This is a genomic window from Accumulibacter sp. (assembly GCF_036625275.1).
Lineage (GTDB): Bacteria > Pseudomonadota > Gammaproteobacteria > Burkholderiales > Rhodocyclaceae > Accumulibacter.
On the sequence record NZ_JAZKUD010000004.1, the window covers coordinates 142,765 to 160,400 of the forward strand.

The following is a 17,636-nucleotide window of genomic DNA, read 5'->3' on the forward strand; positions in this document are numbered from 1 at the left end:
CAACGCGAGGGCAGTCAACCAGTCGCCCGGCGTACCGGCACGAGCTGCGGGAGGGATGACGCGTGCGATCTGTCGGTCGCAGCCGAAGGCGTTGCGGGAAATCGAGGTCAGTGGCCATCACGAGTCAACGCAAACGGTTCAGCAACACCGACGCGGAGGAGGAGAATAAGTTCGCCGTGACGATGTCCGGGTCGCTATCGCCGTCCACATCGCCCAGCGCCACCGAATATGCCCCACGCGGCAAGGCGTAATCCACCCGCGCCGCGAAGCTGCCGTCGCCGTTGCCCAGCAACACCGACGCGGAGGAGGAGGAGTAGTTCGCCGTGACGATGTCCAGATCGCCATCGCCATCCACATCGCCCAGCGTCACCGAACGTGTCTCATCCGGCAAGGCGTAATCCACCGGCGCCGCGAAGCTGCCGTCGCCGTTGCCCAGCAACACCGAGGCGGAGGAGTAGTTCGCCGTGACGATGTCCAGGTCGCCATCGCCATCGACATCGCCCAGCGTCACCGAAGCTGCCCCACCCGGCAAGGCGTAATCCACCCGCGCCGCGAAGCTGCCGTCGCCGTTGCCCAGCAACACCGAGGCGGAGGAGTAGTAGTTCGCCGTGACGATGTCCAGGTCGCCATCGCCATCGACATCGCCCAGCGTTACCGAACGTGCCTCATCCGGCAAGGCGTAATCCACCCGCGCTGCGAAGCTGCCGTCGCCGTTGCCCAGCAACACCGAGGCGGAGGAGTAGTAGTTCGCCGTGACGATGTCCAGGTCGCCATCGCTATCGACATCGCCCAGCGCCACCGAATATGCCCCACCCGGCAAGGCGTAATCCACCCGCGCTGCGAAGCTGCCGTCGCCGTTGCCGGGCAACACCGAGGCGGAGGAGTAGTAGTTCGCCGTGACGATGTCCAGGTCGCCATCGCCATCGACATCGCCCAGCGCCACCGAATATGCCCCACCCGGCAAGGCGTAATCCACCGGCGCCGCGAAGCTGCCGTCGCCGTTGCCCAGCAACACCGAGGCGGAGTAGTAGTTCGCCGTGACGATGTCCAGGTCGCCATCGCCATCGACATCGCCCAGCGTTACCGAACGTGCCTCATCCGGCAAGGCGTAATCCACCCGCGCCGCGAAGCTGCCGTCGCCGTTGCCCAGCAACACCGACGCGGAGGAGGAGTTCGCCGTGACGATGTCCAGGTCGCCATCGACATCGCCATCGACATCGCCCAGCGCCACCGAAGTTGCCCCATACGGCAAGGCGTAATCCACCCGCGCCGCGAAGCTGCCGTCGCCGTTGCCGAGCAACACCGAGGCGGAGGCGGAATAGGAGTTCGCCGTGACGATGTCCAGGTCGCCATCGCCATCGACATCGCCCAGCGTCACCGAAGCTGCCCAACGCGGCAAGGCGTAATCCACCCGCGCCGCGAAGCTGCCGTCGCCGTTGCCGAGCAACACCGAGGCGGAGGCGGAGTAGGAGTTCGCCGTGACGATGTCCAGGTCGCCATCGCCATCGACATCGCCCAGCGTCACCGAAGCTGCCAAACGCGGCAAGGCGTAATCCACCCGCGCCGCGAAGCTGCCGTCGCCGTTGCCGAGCAACACCGAGGCGGAAGAGTGGGAGGAGAAGTAGGAAGAGTTCGCCGTGACGATGTCCAGGTCGCCATCGCCATCGACATCGCCCAGCGTTACCGAAGCTGCCCCATACGGCAAGGCGTAATCCACACGCGCCGCGAAGCTGCCGTCACCGTTGCCCAGCAACACCGAGGCGGAGGAGGAGGAGAAGTCACTCGCCGCCGTGACGATGTCCAGGTCGCCATCGCCCAAGGAGGAGTCGTTCGCCGTGACGATGTCCAGGTCGCCATCGCCATCGACATCGCCCAGCGCCACCGAAGCTACCCTACCCGGCAAGGCGTAATCGACTCGCGCCGCGAAGCTGCCGTCGCCGTTGCCCAGCAAAACCGAGGCGGAGGCGGAGTAGGAGTTCGCCGTGACGATGTCCAGGTCGCCATCGCCATCGACATCGCCCAGCGTCACCGAAGCTGCCCAACGCGGCAAGGCGTAATCCACCCGCGCCGCGAAGCTGCCGTCGCCGTTGCCCAGCAACACCGAGGCGGAGGAGTAGTAGTTCGCCGTGACGATGTCCAGGTCGCCATCGCCGTCCAGGTCTCCGAGGACGGCAGAACGCGTTCCAGCCCCAGTCGGGTACAGGGCGCCATCGAAGAGTCTTGGCGTTGCGCGGAAAGCGGCGATCGTCCAGTCGCCATCGGCTAGGCGGTTGCCTGCCCGATGGTCCTCGAGCTGGTTGCCGGCGACGACGAGTCGATAACCGCCGGTGGTCAGGCGAGGCACTTCCAGCGTGACTGATCGGAAGCGCGCACCGATGGACACAGACAGTACGTCGATGCGCTCGCCGGCGTCATCGAGCAGGAAGAAATGGCCGGGGACCAGGCTCTCCGGCCGCATCGCTTCGGAAAAACGCAGGGTGATGTGACCCAGCCCGAGGCCGTAAATCGCGCCATCGGTGACGCTGCTCTCGATGATCGTGGGCCGGATCGTATCCGGCGGCTCGATCAGCGGCACCGTGATCGTGCCGCCCAGCAGCTCGCTCTGCGGCAGCGTGAGGGTCAGCGGACCGGTGCCAGAGAGAGTGCCGCCGGTCATTTCAAGGAAACGGATGGTCGTCGGCGCTTCGATCGACAACTCGGCGCTGTCCGCCAGCGCGACGGTGAGATCGTAACTGCCGCCCGTCATCGCCAGGCGACCAGACGACCCCAGGTCGATTCTGCCGCCGCCGGACGCGCTGGCCGTGCTCTCGAAGCGCTGGCGTCCGGGCAGCGAGAGCGTCGCCCCCTCGGCGACCAGGAAAGCCCCGCGGCTGTTTCCGGTGCTGGCACCGGCGAGAGACAGTCTGCTACCGGCGCTTACTTCGACCGTGCCGGCGTTGTCCAGGTCGACCGCCAGAACGGTGTCGGCGCGCACCCTGAGCAGCCCCTGGTTCTCGAATCGGGGGCCGGCAACCGGGTGCGTTGCGTCGCCGATGCGTGCCCTGCCGGCGAATTCGAACGTGCCGAGGTTGCGAATGAGCGCGGCGCCGCTCGGCTGGATCAGCACCTCGCCGGCCGCGCCACGATCGACGACGATCGTTCCGTCGTTGCGGATCGTGCGCTCGGCCAGCGTCAGGGCTCCGAGCCGACCGGTGACGAGCAGGTCCGCTGCCGGAGCGACCCGGGTGGTGCCGCTGCCGGTCATCGCGCCGCCGTCCCAACGGTTGCCGTTTCCGGCCAGCGTGAGCGTACCCGCCCCGGAGAGGGTGCCGTCGGTCAGGGTGAACGCGCCGCTAATCGACGAGTCGGCGGTGAGTTCGAGCGTTCCGCCGGAGAGCCGCAGGTTGCCGTTCGCGGTCAGCGAGCGGATCGTCGTTGCGCCCGCCCGATGGTCGATCAGCCCGCCGGGCGCCACGTCGATCACCACGTCATCGCCGGGGCCCGGCAATACGCCGCTGCTCCAGTTCGCCGGGTCGTCCCAGAAACCGGAACGGCTGCCGATCCATTCGACGGTGTGCGTTTCGCCGATCGTGAAGCCCGAGATGATGTCGGTCGCGCCGAGCGGGTTGCCGGCGCGATCGGTGATCGCCGGGGCGACGAGCCGAAGCTGGTAGGCGCCTTCGGCCAGCGGCGGATACGTGACCTGCAGCTCGATCCCGTTGCGCCGCAACTGGACATCCTGCGCGGCAATCACGGTTCCGGAGCTATCGCTCAGTACGACCGTCGAGGGGGTGACGGTTCCGGCGGCGATCGCCTCGGAGAATTCCAGCGTCAGGACGCGGAACGTGGTTCCCTTGATTGCACCGTCAGGCGCATTGCTGCCGACCAGCGCCGGTGCGACGGTGTCGCGCATCAGTTGCAGGTCGATGGGTGCCGACAATCCGACGTTGCCGCCGGTGTCGACGGCGCGTAGCCGGATGCTGACCGTGTCGTCGCTGCCCTTGATCGTCGGCAGCACGACGCTGCCCGGCCATGGATACGACACATCGCTGATCGCGACCTGGCCGTCGACCAGCAGTTCGACGCGAGCGAGCTGACGATCGTCCTCGACGGCGACATCCAGAGCGAGCGTCGTTCCCTCCAGCACCTGTACCCCGTCGGTGGCCGGATCGATGTCGGCGCCGGGGGCGCTGAGGGTCACGATCGGTGGCTTCCCTTCCGTATCGAAGGGCCGGTAATTGACGACGACTAGTCCGCTCGTCCCGCCGGCGATGAAGGCGAGCCCCGAGCCGACGGCGAGCGAATGCGCCGTCGCGGGAAGCCGGAAGCTGTTGACGCGCTGATCGGTCCGTGTCGGATCGCGCACATCGGCCACGCTCAGCACTGGCCCGGCTGCATTCGTTCCCAGCGTCAGCGCGTCGCCCGATCCGCTGGCGACGATGGCATTGCCCGCGATCGCCGCGCTGTCGACGCCACTCAGCAGCACCATGGCAGAGGGGTCAGAGACGTCGACGGTGACGAAGCCACCGGTCGCACCGCCACCGACGTAGGCGACGCCGTCGCCGACAAACACCTGGCCCGAGCTGGCCGGCAGGTCGATGCCGCCGAGCGGCGCCATCGTCGCGCTGCTGATGTCGACCGACGCCAGACGTCCGCCCGCATCGGCGGCGAACAGGACGCCGCGATCCGCCACCAGGCCGACGATGTCACCGGCACCTGAGGGTGCCGATTCCACGCGCTCGCCGGTCAACAGCTTGTAGGACTCTATGACGTTGCCTACCGCGACGTAGGCAACGCCATCGGCCACCTCGACCTGTCGGGCCGCCACCGGGATCGAGCGCGCCACTCTCGGTGCGTTCGAGTTCGAAACATCGACGACTTCGACCGACACGCCGGTCGCCACGGCGGCCAGGTTGAGGCGCGAATCGAGCGACACATCGACGGCGTCGCCTGGCAACTCAAGCTGTCCGACGACGATCGGTTTCAGCAGGTTGCGCGGATCGACGATCGCCAGGCCGTACGAGCCGGTGGCGACATACGCGAGCTGGCCGCTTGCGCCATCCGTCCGCCCGGCCAGAACCACTTCCTTCGCCTCACCCTGCAGCCCGGTCACCGCGAGCATCCCGGCGGGCAGGCCCCGGCCGTCGAGCGGGTTGAGGCCCATGTCGACTTCGGCGAAGTCGTCGAGGCCGTCACGATCGGAGTCGGATTTCTCCGAGGAGGTACCGATGGCGAACTCGATGTCATCGGGGAGGCCGTCGAAGTCGGTGTCTGGTGCCGTGCTGGCGCCAAACTCACCTCCGGTTAATGCGGATGAGCCGCTCGTTGCCGTTATGTCGTAGCCATGTGCGATTAGCCCGCTTGCTGGGTCGAAAATCGCATAATGCACGCGACTGTCTGGCCCCAGGAAGAAGCTCCAGTTGCCGGCGTCGTCGCTGACCGTACGCATCACCGGTGCCACCGTGCCGTCGTCGTACTCCAGGGCGACGTAGTCCCTGCCCCAGTCGAGTGTTTCCAGAAGGTCCCCTGTCCCTGTACCGACGACGCTGCACGAGAAAAGCGGTGTGATGGGATCGTTGCAGAGGACATTCAGGGCCGTCCGGGCAATGCCCAGCCGGCTTGGATCGAAAGCAATGCCTAGGTCGAGGCTCTCACCGGATGCCAGCACGATCGGATGCGCTGCGTCGAAGCCCGGCGGCAGGTCGATCAGAGAGAAACCTGCTGTCGTGTCATCGAGCGTCAGCGACGCGATCTCGAGTGGCTGCAGTCCGTCGTTGCGCAGCGTTGCGACTCCGTGGACGTGCTTGGCGCCAACGCTTACGTCCTGGCCGCCGATGTTGTTGTTGGGTATGTCGACCTTGAGCTGGGGAGTGGTGTGGACCGCTCGGCCCTCGAGCGTGATCTCGGTGAAGAAGCCGCTCGTGTCGTTCGACTCGATGTGCAGACGAGACTTAAGCGTACCGCTAGTGGAAGGGTTGAAGCGGATCACGACGGGCAGCGTGCTTCCTGGAGCCACCACGGTACCCGCCGCGACCGGGTCGACGCTAAAGGCGCCGCCGGCCTCGGCGATGCCGAGCGATGCGATCGTGAGCGGGCTGCCACCAAAATTCTTCAGTGTGAGCGTTTGGGAGGTAACGGGCTGACCGATCGTCGCCGTGCCGAAGTCGAGCGAGTCATCGATCACCTTGTCGCTACCGTCGATCAAGGCCAAGGCCGCGCCGGCGAACGGTATAGACTGCACATCCTCCTCAATGCCTTCGGCGTCGTACCAGCCGCCCGCTGTGACGTGGTTCGTCCAGAAATTCAGCATCTTCTGGGCTTCAGTCGTCGAATCCAGGTGCAGGCCGACTCTTAGGCCGGACAGGCCCAGCCCGTCGACGAAGTTCAAGCTTCCTGCGACATCAACGATTGCCTGCCACATGATGTCTTGGTTGCCGTTGGCGACCAGCTTGAGGCCGGTGTAGCTCCCGGAGCCCTGGGTCGTGGTAGCCACAGTCAACCTGAGGGCTCTGGTGGCGTCGCGGGGCTCTATTAGCGGCACGTTCTGATTGGTCAGTTCGTTCTGGAACGTGACGGTGTAGGGGCCGCCTGTGCCGCCAGTGACCGCGACGTTAGCGGCAGCACCCTTGAGCGAAGCCAAGTTGTTCAAGGCTGTCTGGACCTGCGCCGCCGTCGCATCGAAGGCCAGGGCGGACGTGGTCTTGCCCAGGAAGCTCAGTTTGAAGGTGTCGCCTGCCACGCCGTCGAGCAGTTCGATCGTTTGCACTTCCTGGGTGCCCGCGCCGCCGCCTGCCGTGCCTGTGTGCCGAAGGCCCAGCGTATGGCCAGCCTCGTGCGCGACGAACTTCGCCATCTCGGCGATCATCTGCGCCCGTGTCAACTCGAGCGGCAAACCGCGTTCGGCTCGTTCGATGCCGTTGTCGACGTAAACGGTGACGTTGCTGCTGAAGCTCTGATTGACGATGAGCGACGAGATCAGGTAGTTCTGGACGGCCTCGCTGTACTTTGAGCGGTTGGGATACCAAGCCGCCATGAGGGTCCTGTTGTCGATGCCGTCAGCCGGGGCAGGGCTGCCCGATGTGCCGTATTCGCCGACGGTGGCGTTGCTCTTGTAGTTGATAATGATGCTATAGGTGTCGCTGCCCAACTCGATGCCGGCCGAGACGCCCGCGAACTTGGCGATCACGGCCGTGGCCAGGTCATCGGCGAAGGCATTGATCGCCGCATCGTCCGGGAAAATGGCGCGCTCGGCCTCGGTGAACAGCACGGGGCTCACGTCGCCACCAACTGCTGTTGCGTCGGCCAAGATGGCCTTCATCGCGCTCAAGAACTGGGCCTTGTTGATGTTGATCTGCTGCTTGGGCGTGGCCTCGCCGCGCAGGGTCAGAGTACCCGCCACAGCGCCTGTTGGTGTCTTGACCTGCACGGGCGATGTGAACGGGACCTTGGCCGAGCTGGTCGCCTGCGGGTCGAAAACGAATTCAGCGCCGGTTCCGATGTCCGGGAAGTGAGTCGTATCCGTTACCGTGAGCGTCGGCTTCTCGCTGCCGGTGTCGATGACGAAGGGCCGCCGCGTCACCACCGTGCCGCCAGTACCGTCGTTCAGCGTGTCGGCCATGTCGACGATGCCGTCCTTGTGCGGCCCGACCAGGTCGGTGAGGCTACCGTCCGCGGCATCTAGGAAGCGGTACAGGTAGATCTTCTCATCAAGCAGCAGCGTGCCTGGCGTGCTGAACTTCCAGCCCTTCACCGTTACAGAGCAGCCGTAGAGCACGTCTTTCTCGGCCTTGATGATGTTGGCCAGCAGGTCCTTGACATCCACCTTGTGGCTTTTCTGCTGGCCAGGATATAGCTCGAAGCTGTCCTTGTTGCCGATGAACGTCAGGCCGTTGAGAAAATCGGCCGACGGGCCATCGATGGTCAATTCCACCACCAGAGGCGTGGCCTCACAGTTGACCGGGTCGGTAGCATTCCTGCTGGGGTCAATCCTTGGCGCGTTGTTGCTGAACGACAGTGTGAACTCGCCATCGTCATTGGAATAAAAGCGGTCCTTCAGCCCGGTGGCATCGGGTACCGGAGGCACGTCGACCGGATGTGGCGTGCCCGGGGGACATGGCGGGCTGGATGGCCCGCCCGGTGGCGTCCACCCATGCCACCCCGGTGCCCGAATCCCCGATTCCGGATCCGACACCACCGTCAGCCCATCGGCCGACACCGTTCCCGTCCCGTTGATCACCAGCATCCCGGTTGTGTGATCGAAGCTCAGAAGGTTCAGCTTCGTCCCCGGTGCTGCATGGAACACGTTCGGCGAGGTGATCTGCACCGGCTCGGCGAATGCCGCGACGCCCGGCGCCTGGATCGTGATATCGAAAGTATGCTGCAACACCCCCGGCGGCAGCATGTCGCGCACGAGTTCCGGCGGCACCGTGCTGATGCCGATCTGCACGTCATCGAGCACGTGGCCATCCTCGCCGATCGCGCTACCCGGATTGACGGTCAACGTCAGCGCCGCACGCTCCTGCTCGGTGAGTTGCGGTGCCGAAGCGGCGTCGGTCAGCGTGATCACCGTCGTCCCGGTGTTGCTCACGGGCTGCAGTGCGTTCGTCGGCACGCGTGGCAGGTAGACCTCCCGTCGATCGACGTTCGCCAGTCGCTCGGCAGTAGCCCCCATGCCGCCCATCACCGTGTTGGTTACCCCCGGAAGCAGTTCGACATCCATCACCATTTCCGGGAAGAACACGCCGGCCGGTGCGTTCGTCGCCGTACGCCCATCGACCGCCACCTTCACCGTGCCGGCCGGCACGTCGGTCAGCTCGAAATTGCCATTCTCGTCGGTATAGACGACCCGGTCCTCCAGCCCGAGGAGATAGACCTTGGCATGCGCGATCGGCAGCAGGAAGACGTCATCAGGCGTATGAATCACGCCGTCCGCCCCGCGGCGGATGTCGTCGAAACTCATCGGCTCCAGATCCGGGCCCGGGTCGACCACCTTGCCGACCAGGGTCGTCCCGATCACCGCCGACCGGCTGACCGTCGTGAACTGCTGCGTCAGCGTACCGCCCGCCGTGCCGTCGCCGTCGGCGTCGAGCAAGCGGCCGTCGGCCGCGCCGCGAATCTTCGATCCATCGACGTGCAACGTCACCTGTGAAGCGCCCGGCATCGGGTCGGTGAAGAACAGCCAGGCGAACGTTCCGTCATTGGCCGGAACGATCGTCGCCGCGAGCGTGCTGCCATCCGGCCCCGTGGCGTAGAACGAGTCGGCAGTCAGCGTCGCCGCGTCCACCGCGCGCGCGAAGCGAACCTGCGGGCGCACGGTGACGCCGACGTCGTCGGAACCATCGGTTGGCGTCAGGCTGGTCACCGTCAGCGGCGCGAGCGCGTCGACCACGAGCGTGCGCGTCAGTGTCGCGAGGTTGCCGGCCGCGTCGCGGGCGGTGAGCACCAGCGCGTGACTGCCGACGTCGAGATCGCCATAGGCGAGCGCTTCGTCGAAGGCACCGCTGGCGTCGAAGATCAGGCTGCGGCTGGTACCGCCGTCGATGCGATAGCTCAGTTGCGTCAGCGCGCTGCCGGTGGCGTTGGCCGTGCCGGCCAGGCGGCTCGCCGCGCTCAACGTGTCGCCATCGACAAGACTGTCCAACGTCAGGGTGGGCGCGAAGGTGTCGAGCGTGAAGCCGCGCGTCACGCCGGCATTGTGGTTGCCGGCGGCATCGCGGGCGACGATCGTGAGCGTGTGCGCGCCGTCGGCGCTGCCGTCGGTCGCCAGCGCGGTGGTGACGGTGAAGCTGCCGGTCGCATCGAGGACGAGCGCTTGCAGCGCGCCGTCGTCGATCCGGAACTGTGCCGAGGCGACTCCGGAGAGGTTGTCGAGCACCTGTCCGGTCAGTGTGAGGTTGGCGTTGGTTGCCGCCGGGGTGTCGTCGAGCACGATCGCCGGCGCCTGCGTGTCGCTCGTCAGCGCGAAGCGCGCGAGCACGGCTTCGGCGACCTGCGTGCCGAGCTGCTGGCCAGTCTGGTTGGTGAATTCGTAATGGATGCCGCCGTAGATGCGGCTGCGGCCGGCCTCCTGTGCCGCCTGCGTGAAGCTCGTGAAGCTGCGCGTGACGCCGGGCAGCGTCGCGCTGGTGGTGCTGAAGGCGGTGGCGTCCCCGAAAGTCGCGGCGAGAATCCCCGCGGCCGCGGCACTGAACGTCGAGTGCCCGGAGACGTACTCGGGATGCGGCGGCGTCAGCAACAGCGGACGCCAGGCGGCATCGACGGTGGTCGCGTCGTTGTCGTCGAGGTCGGCGTTCTGGATCGCGGTCTCGGGGCGCCACAGCCCATAGGTGTATTTCGCATCCCAGGCGGCGATCGCCGCGTCGGCGAGCGCGACGTTGAGTTGCGCGAACAGGCGCGCGTTGGCCGCGAGGCTGTTGCCCTTGGCGCGCGCCACTTCCTCGGCAATCTGGTTCCAGTGGCCGGGCGGCGTGTAGCTGCCCTTGCCGTCGGCCCAGAAGAGCGCCTGCTCGGTCTGGTCGGCGCTGCGCTCGCTGCTCGTCGCGCTGCCGAGTCGCTTCACCTCCTCGACTGCAACGACGTACGCGGCGGTGTCGAGCGCCGGCGGGGCGGCCGGGCGGAGCTGGTCGGGTGAACTCAGTGCGAAGGGTTGCACCGTTCCCCACTGCGGATCGTCGGCGACGTCGAACATCGGGCCGGTCGGCCGCCACTGGCCGAGCGCCGTGCTGCCGTCGTAGGCGACGAAGTCTTGCGCGCCGTCGTGGGTGCGCAGTGCGAGTACGGCGTCGGCGATGGCCAGACCGAGCGCAATGCCCTGGTCCTTGGCTTTGCCGTCGGCGATGGCGGCCAGGTCGGCGGCGAGCGCGTTGTCGAACACCGCCTGCTGCGCCGGGTAGGTCTGCGACAGCACGCGGTGCGCGGCGACCGCGACCGCGGCCGGCGCTGACACCGGGCCACTGACCGAGCGGCCGACCAGGTACGCCGGCGTGCCCTCGATCGCAGCCAGCGCGTCGTACTGCGCGAGGCTGACCATCGCCAGCGTGCGCGTGGCGACCGGCGGGTCGGTGACGTCGAGTTGCACGGCGCGCAGCGCGAGGTCGTTCCACTCGAGCACCGCGTCGGCCTGCACGACGGCGGTGCGGGTGAGGGTACGGTCAAAGGTCGTCGAGTTGCCCGCCGCGTCGCTGGCGGTCAGCGTCAGTTCGTTGGCGCCAAGCGCAAGCGCGACGCCGGGCATGACGAAGGCGCCGCCGGCGCCGGCGAGCACCTCGAGGTCCTGCGCGTCGAGGCGGATCGTGGCGTCGGCTTCGGCGCTACCCTTGAGTTGGACGGAGCCGGCTGATGTTTCGTCGAGCGTGGCGTTGGTGGCGTCGCTGACGCTGAGGCCGAAGCCGGTGAAGGCGGGTGCAGCGGTATCGAGCGTGAAGTGGCGTTCGAGCACGTCCGAGCGGTTGCCGGCGGCGTCGACCACGACGAAGCGTAGCGTATGCGCGCCGTCGGCGAGTGTGCCACCAGCCAGCGCGTCGAGCGTGCTGCGCGCGAGGGTGAACGCGCCGTCGGTCGCGAGCAGCGTCGTCAGGTCGGCGAACGGCGCGTCGGGCGTCGCCGGATCGAGTTGCGCGAGCAGTTGCACGACGCCGACGTCGTCGCTGGCGCTGCCGGCAAAGCGCGCATCGAAGGTGAGGCCGTCACTGGCGGAGGCGCCGGTATCGGCGATCAGCGCTGCGCTCAGCGTCGGCGCTGTCGTATCGGCAGGCAGAGCCAGTCGGGTGACAACGATCGAATCGTTCGTCTCGTTGCCCGCCGCATCGGAGAGAACGACCTGGAAGGCGTTGTCGCCGACCGCGAGCGGCAGGTCGGCGAGGCGGAAGTCCCCCGTCCCGTCGGCGATGGTGGACGTGGCCGGATCGAGCAGGCGCACCGACACCCCCGGCACCGTCTGGCCGACGAGCGCGATCACCGCGGCGTTCGTCTGCAGGTCGCCGACTGCGCCGGTGTCGGAAGCCGGATCGAGACCCAGGTGCACGAGGGCCGGAGCTTCGGTGTCGATCGACAGCGCCAGCGTGGCCGTCTCGCCGACGTTGCCGGCAAGGTCAGTGGCGGTGGCCCGGAAGATCTGCGTGCCGTCGGCGAGCGGTGGCGAAGTGAATTCGGCGGACGGACCGGTGAGCGACCATTGCGTGGGATCGCCATCCCGGCGCAGCACGATCGCACTGCCGTCCTCGGCAGTCAGGCGCAGCGTCGGTGTCGCGTCGCGGGTCAGCTCATCGTCGTCCCGGACGCCGCTGTCGCTCGCTGCGAGCAGATCCAGCCCCGGCGCCGCCGGCGCGGTCGTATCGAGCGTGAAGTCGATGGTCACGGTGGGCGAGCGGTTGCCCGCGGCATCTTCGGCGACGAGGCGCAGCGACTGCACGCCCTCGGGCAGGGTCGCGCCATGGACCGCGGCCAGACGCGCCGCATCGAGGACGAAGTGCCCGTCGGGTTGCAGGGCGCTGCTCACGTCGACGAACGACGCCGCGCTGGCGGCGAAGCTCGCCCACAAGCGGCGACCGCCACCGGTCTCGGTCAGCGTGCCGGCGATCGTCGGATCGCGGGTGAGGCGGTCGCTGGCAGAGGCTCCCGTATCGTTGGCCAGCGCCGCACTGAGCAGGGGTGCCTGCCGATCCGGTGCCGTCACCGACAAGGCGCTGAGACTGGCGGGAGAAACGAGCGCGCCATTGACGCGCACGCTGTCCGGGAAGGCCGGCGCGATGATCCGGGTCTCCCCGGTCAGCCGCCCGCCGACCAGCAGTTCCTGAATGCGGTTGGCGCTGGCGCTGCCGAGCACCTGGTCGTCGCCGTCGAGGTCGCGGCCATTGCGCGGGTCGAGGCCGACGAGAATCACGCTGTTGTCGAGGTGACCGGTAACGCGCAAGCGTGCCAGGGTGCCGGCGCGGAAGGTATCGGCCGCCTCGCCACTGCCGCCGAGGGCGGCGTCGCTGCCCAGATCGGCGCCGATGCGCACCGTCATTCCCCGCAGCGAGCCACCGACCTGCAGAAGCTGTAGCGCTGCCGCTGCGAGTTGGCCGGAGGCGTCGCCGCGCACGACGAGTTGCGTCAGCGGCGCCCGGACGTTGGCACGCCAGTCGGCGGCCGTCGTTTGCGCGCTGACGCTGTTGGCGCGACCGTTGATCGCCCACAGACCGGCGAGCGTACCGCCAATCTGCACCGTGCCGAGGATGAAGCCGGTCGCGCCGGCGCCGGAGAGGCGCCATTCGCCGCGTGCATCACCGGTCACGGTGAGGTTTGCCAGCGAAGCGCCTTCGATGCGCGCGCCCGCGTCGATCGAAGCCAGACTGAGCGTGTTGACCTGGGTGAAGCGCGCGTAGCCCGTTAGCACAGCGATTGGTGCCGTCAGGCTGCCGAGCGAGCGCTCTGCCTCCAGGCCGCTGAGCGTGATGCGGCCATCGCCGCCGCTGCCGGTCAAGGTAATCCGGGTGGTGGCATCGCTGCCGCTGACCGTCAGCCGATAGCCGCCGGCATCGGGCAGCAAGGTTGCCGAGCCGGGGCCGCTGATCGCCAGGGTGAAGCGCGTGCCGTCGGCGTCGATCCGTTCGAGCGCGGGGACCGGGCTGCGGCCGGGGATCTGGCCAACGGTGAAAGCGACCTCGAAGGGGACAGCGGCGAGCGCCTGGTTGTTCGTCTCGTCGCTTTCGGAAACGCTGTGACCGGGATCGATCACGCCGATCAGCGTATAGCGACCGGGGCTGGAGAAGGCGTGCGAATCGAGGTCGACCGCGATCGGATTGGCGCCGGGATGGAGCGTTCCGGCGGCGAGATCGCGGCGGCCGAGCAGCGGATCGGCGGCATCGAGCGTGCTGTCGGTTGAGGCGTAGAAGCGTACCTGCGTCGCCGGCACTTCGTCCCCCAGGCGATCGACGGTAAACAGGGCACTCAGCGCTTCGCCCGGGACGAGCGGAGCGGTGGTCGTGCTGTAGCTGAGGCTACCGGCCGCCAGATCGGCCGAGAGCAGCAGGCGCGGTTCGAGCGCTTCGAAGTACACCCGCGCCGGCTGGGCGTGGGCCGCCGCGCGCTGCGCCTGCCAGCGTCGCAGACAGTCGTGCAGCCAGCCGTGCAGGCGCGCGAGGAGACGGACCAGGAGGGGGCTGCAGCGGCGTGGTCCACGACGGGGCGGGTGAGGGGTGCGCATGGTCGACTCCGGAGAAACGCGGCAAGCCGCAGGCATGATTCGGTCAGGAGGGTTCAGTCAGCAAAGCGCCTGGGGGCAGGCGGCCCAATGCCTGGCGCTGCTCGCCAGCGTCGGCTGACCGCGTTAGCGTCGGCGCAAGACCCCGACGCCGGCAAGTGCAAGCGTTGCAAGCCACAAGCTGCCAGGAAGCGGCACACCGGTCGGCGTTGGTGGCGCGGTGGGTCCGATGCCGATTCGCGAGAAGAAATCATCGAGCACCTCGAACCACTGGCTGCCGGGAGTGCCGCTGGCCAACCAGGAGAATTCGACGCTCAAGGGGCTGGCCTCGCCGGTCAGTTGCGCGACAAGGGCGGTGAGACCGACCCAGCCGTCGGCGGGGAAAGCGGGCTCCGGGGCGACGACGAGCGACGACCAGCGCGACGGGTCGGGCGGGGTGACGAGGTCGAGATCGGCATACAAGGCTGGGGAGAAGAGTAGATTGAGCGAAAAATACTGCGCCACCGGGCCGCTCACCGTATAGTCGTAGCGCCAGCGGTCGAAGCCAGGGACGGCATCGGGAAGATCACTCGCGACATAGCGGACCTCCACCGCCCCCACACTGCCGGCCCAGACGGCACCCGCCAAAGCCAAAGCACGACCCATTTTGTACGGCATCCGTTTTCTCTCCCTATATAAATACCCAACTCCCACGTTGGGCACTGCCCGTTCCCGATAGAGTGTCGCGCGCCTACAGGCGCCCTACCATTAAAAAACCTTATCATGTTCACCCGTCCTGTCCATCCCCCCCAAGGGGGATTTTGAGGGCGGGAATGTTTCGCCGTTGCCAAGACGGGGACACGGACAAATCACCGGCGGTGGACTCCCACAAGAAGAGGATGAGCGCAGACCACGACGATCAGGACCATTGGACACCTCTCGGGGCACGGCTTCACGTCGTTTATGAAATCAACGACCGGGAGCAGATGCTGATCCGATTCTTTCAGGGGCTCGCGAGGGGCTGCGCTTTTCTTCCGGGAGGGCTTCGCCTTCGACTGCGCGGACATTGATCCTGCTCCGGAGGCGGACGGATGAAGGCGGACAGATGCTCTGAGCGTTCTGGTCCTGCTACCATTCGGCCATGGCAAACCCTCACGACACGGGCTACAAACTCCTCTTCTCCACGCCGGAACTGGTGCGCGACCTGATTCTCGGCTTCGTGCCGGATGAATGGCTGCACGGACTCGATTACAGCACTCTGGAGCGAGTGCCGGGCAGCTACGTCACCGAAGACTTCGGCCACCGGGCTGACGACATCGTCTGGCGGGTCAAGGTAGGCGGGGAATGGGTGTATCTGTACCTGCTGATCGAATTCCAGAGCCGCGTCGACAAGTACATGGCCCTGCGCATGATGGTCTATGGGGGGCTGCTCTATCAGGACCTGCTCAAGCGCGGTGAAGTCCTGGCCGACGGCCGCTTGCCGCCGGTCCTGCCCATCGTCCTCTACAACGGTAGTCAGCGCTGGTCGGCGGTCACCGACGTGTTTGACCTGATCCCGCCGGTGCCGGGCTTGGTCGAGCAGTTCAAGCCGCGGCTGAAATACCTGTTGATCGACGAGAACGCCTGGAGCGACCGCGAATTGGCCTCGCTCAGGAACCTCGTGGCGGCCGTCTTCCGGATCGAACACCCGGCGTCGCCGGAAGCCATCGGCGGCCTGCTGAGCCTGCTCGACGAGTGGCTGGCCGACCGGCCCGACCTGCGCCGGATGTTCGCGCTCTGGATCCGGGCAACCTTGATGCGCAAGGCCGAATACCGTATCGTGTTGCCTCGGATAGATGATCTACAGGAGCTGAAGGTCATGTTGGCGGAACGACTCGAGGAATGGGCGCAGGCCTACAAGGCCGAGGGGAAGGCCGAGGGTAAGGCCGAGGGGAAAGCAGAGGGGAAAGCGGAAGGTGAAGCGCTGGCGCTGCAGAAATTGCTCAAGAAGCGCTTTGGTGCCGTCCCTGCGGAGGTTCTGGGGAAGATCTCCACCGCCTCCCTCGAGCAGATTGAGGCGTGGCTGGATCAGGTTCTTGATGCTCGGAGTGTGGATGACCTCTTTGGGCCAATCTGAGGCTGAAGCCGCGCGTGTTACGTCCCGCAGTACGCCAGACTCTTCATTTCGACCTACTATCTCTGAGGGGAGGGCGAGGTGAGGACCACAACTCGGCGCCATTAGCGCTTGCTCGAAATCGTCACCCGCCCGGAGCCATTGATCGTCCTTCGGAAGCGGGCCGCTGCAGGCGGCCGGATGTCCTGACCGTCCTAGTCCTGCTACCATTCGGCCATGGCAAACGCTCACGACACCGGCTACAAACTCCTCTTCTCCACGCCGGAACTGGTGCGCGACCTGATTCTCGGCTTCGTGCCGGATGAATGGCTGCACGGACTCGATTACAGCACCCTGGAGCGAGTGCCCGGCAGCTACGTCACCGAAGACTTCGGCCACCGGGCCGACGACATCGTCTGGCGGGTGAAAGTGGGCGGGGAGTGGGTGTATCTGTACTTGCTGATCGAATTCCAGAGCCGCGTCGACAAGTACATGGCCCTGCGCATGATGGTCTATGGGGGGCTGCTCTATCAGGACCTGCTCAAGCGCGGTGAAGTCCTGGCCGACGGCCGCCTGCCGCCGGTCCTGCCCATCGTCCTCTACAACGGCAGTCAGCGCTGGTCGGCGGTCACCGACGTGTTTGACCTGATCCCGCCGGTGCCGGGCTTGGTCGAGCAGTTCAAGCCCCGGCTGAAATACCTGTTGATCGACGAGAACGCCTGGAGCGACCGCGAGTTGGCCTCGCTCAGGAACCTCGTTGCCGCCGTCTTCCGGATCGAACACCCGGCGTCGCCGGAGGCCATCGGCGGCCTGCTGAGCCTGCTCGACGAGTGGCTGGCCGACCGGCCCGACCTGCGCCGGATGTTCGCGCTCTGGATCCGGGCGACCTTGATGCGCAAGGCCGAATACCGTATCGTGTTGCCTCGGATAGATGATCTACAGGAGCTGAAGGTCATGTTGGCGGAACGACTCGAGGAATGGGCGCAGGCCTACAAGGCCGAGGGGAAGGCCGAGGGCAAGGCCGAGGGTGAAGCGCTGGCACTGCAGAAGCTGCTCAAGAAGCGTTTTGGTGCCGTCCCTGCGGAGGTTCTGGGGAAGATCTCCACCGCCTCCCTCGAGCAGATTGAGGCGTGGCTGGACCAGGTGCTCGATGCCCGGAGTCTGGATGACCTCTTTGGGCCCATCCTAGCCTGAGGCAGCGCGTTTTTCCCCAACGGTCATGGCTTTCTGAGCCACCCCGGAAGGGATGAAACCGATGACTGTTCCCTTCCCCCAGACCCCTTGTATGCTTCGTTTCATGGTTTTTGGTTCATTTGGGAGAGCATGGGAAGTGATGGCTGAAAGGGGGTCAAGAGGACCGTGGAATAAATGCGAGAGAGGTATTTTCTCTCGCGTTTATGCCGC

At 66.6% G+C, this 17,636-nt stretch carries 4 protein-coding genes; 2 read left to right on the forward strand and 2 right to left on the reverse strand.

Features of this window, described 5'->3' with window-relative positions:
• Positions 1–124: 124 nt before the first annotated feature.
• Positions 125–14,164, reverse strand: coding sequence for an FG-GAP-like repeat-containing protein (locus V5B39_RS03805; RefSeq protein ID WP_332341593.1), 14,040 nt, complete (start codon positions 14,162–14,164; stop codon positions 125–127).
• A 123-nt stretch (positions 14,165–14,287) separates the two neighbouring features.
• The gene (locus V5B39_RS03810; RefSeq protein WP_332341595.1) at positions 14,288–14,818 is read right to left on the reverse strand and encodes a hypothetical protein; all 531 of its coding nucleotides are present in this window, start codon (positions 14,816–14,818) and stop codon (positions 14,288–14,290) included.
• A gap of 463 nt (positions 14,819–15,281) precedes the next feature.
• On the opposite strand from V5B39_RS03810, the gene V5B39_RS03815 reads away from it, so the two are divergent.
• Complete coding sequence (locus tag V5B39_RS03815; RefSeq protein WP_332341597.1) at positions 15,282–16,256, forward strand: Rpn family recombination-promoting nuclease/putative transposase; 975 nt, start codon at positions 15,282–15,284, stop codon at positions 16,254–16,256.
• A gap of 213 nt (positions 16,257–16,469) precedes the next feature.
• The gene (locus tag V5B39_RS03820) at positions 16,470–17,426 is read left to right on the forward strand and encodes an Rpn family recombination-promoting nuclease/putative transposase (protein ID WP_332341599.1); all 957 of its coding nucleotides are present in this window, start codon (positions 16,470–16,472) and stop codon (positions 17,424–17,426) included.
• The last annotated feature ends 210 nt before the right edge of the window (positions 17,427–17,636 follow it).

Bases quoted from the DNA above. Each gene is read 5' to 3' on its own strand.
- V5B39_RS03805 (WP_332341593.1), bottom strand. From the start codon at position 14,164: ATGCGCACCCCTCACCCGCCCCGTCGTGGACCACGCCGCTGCAGCCCC.
- V5B39_RS03810 (WP_332341595.1), bottom strand. From the start codon at position 14,818: ATGCCGTACAAAATGGGTCGTGCTTTGGCTTTGGCGGGTGCCGTCTGG.
- V5B39_RS03815 (WP_332341597.1), top strand. From the start codon at position 15,282: ATGGCAAACCCTCACGACACGGGCTACAAACTCCTCTTCTCCACGCCG.
- V5B39_RS03820 (WP_332341599.1), top strand. From the start codon at position 16,470: ATGGCAAACGCTCACGACACCGGCTACAAACTCCTCTTCTCCACGCCG.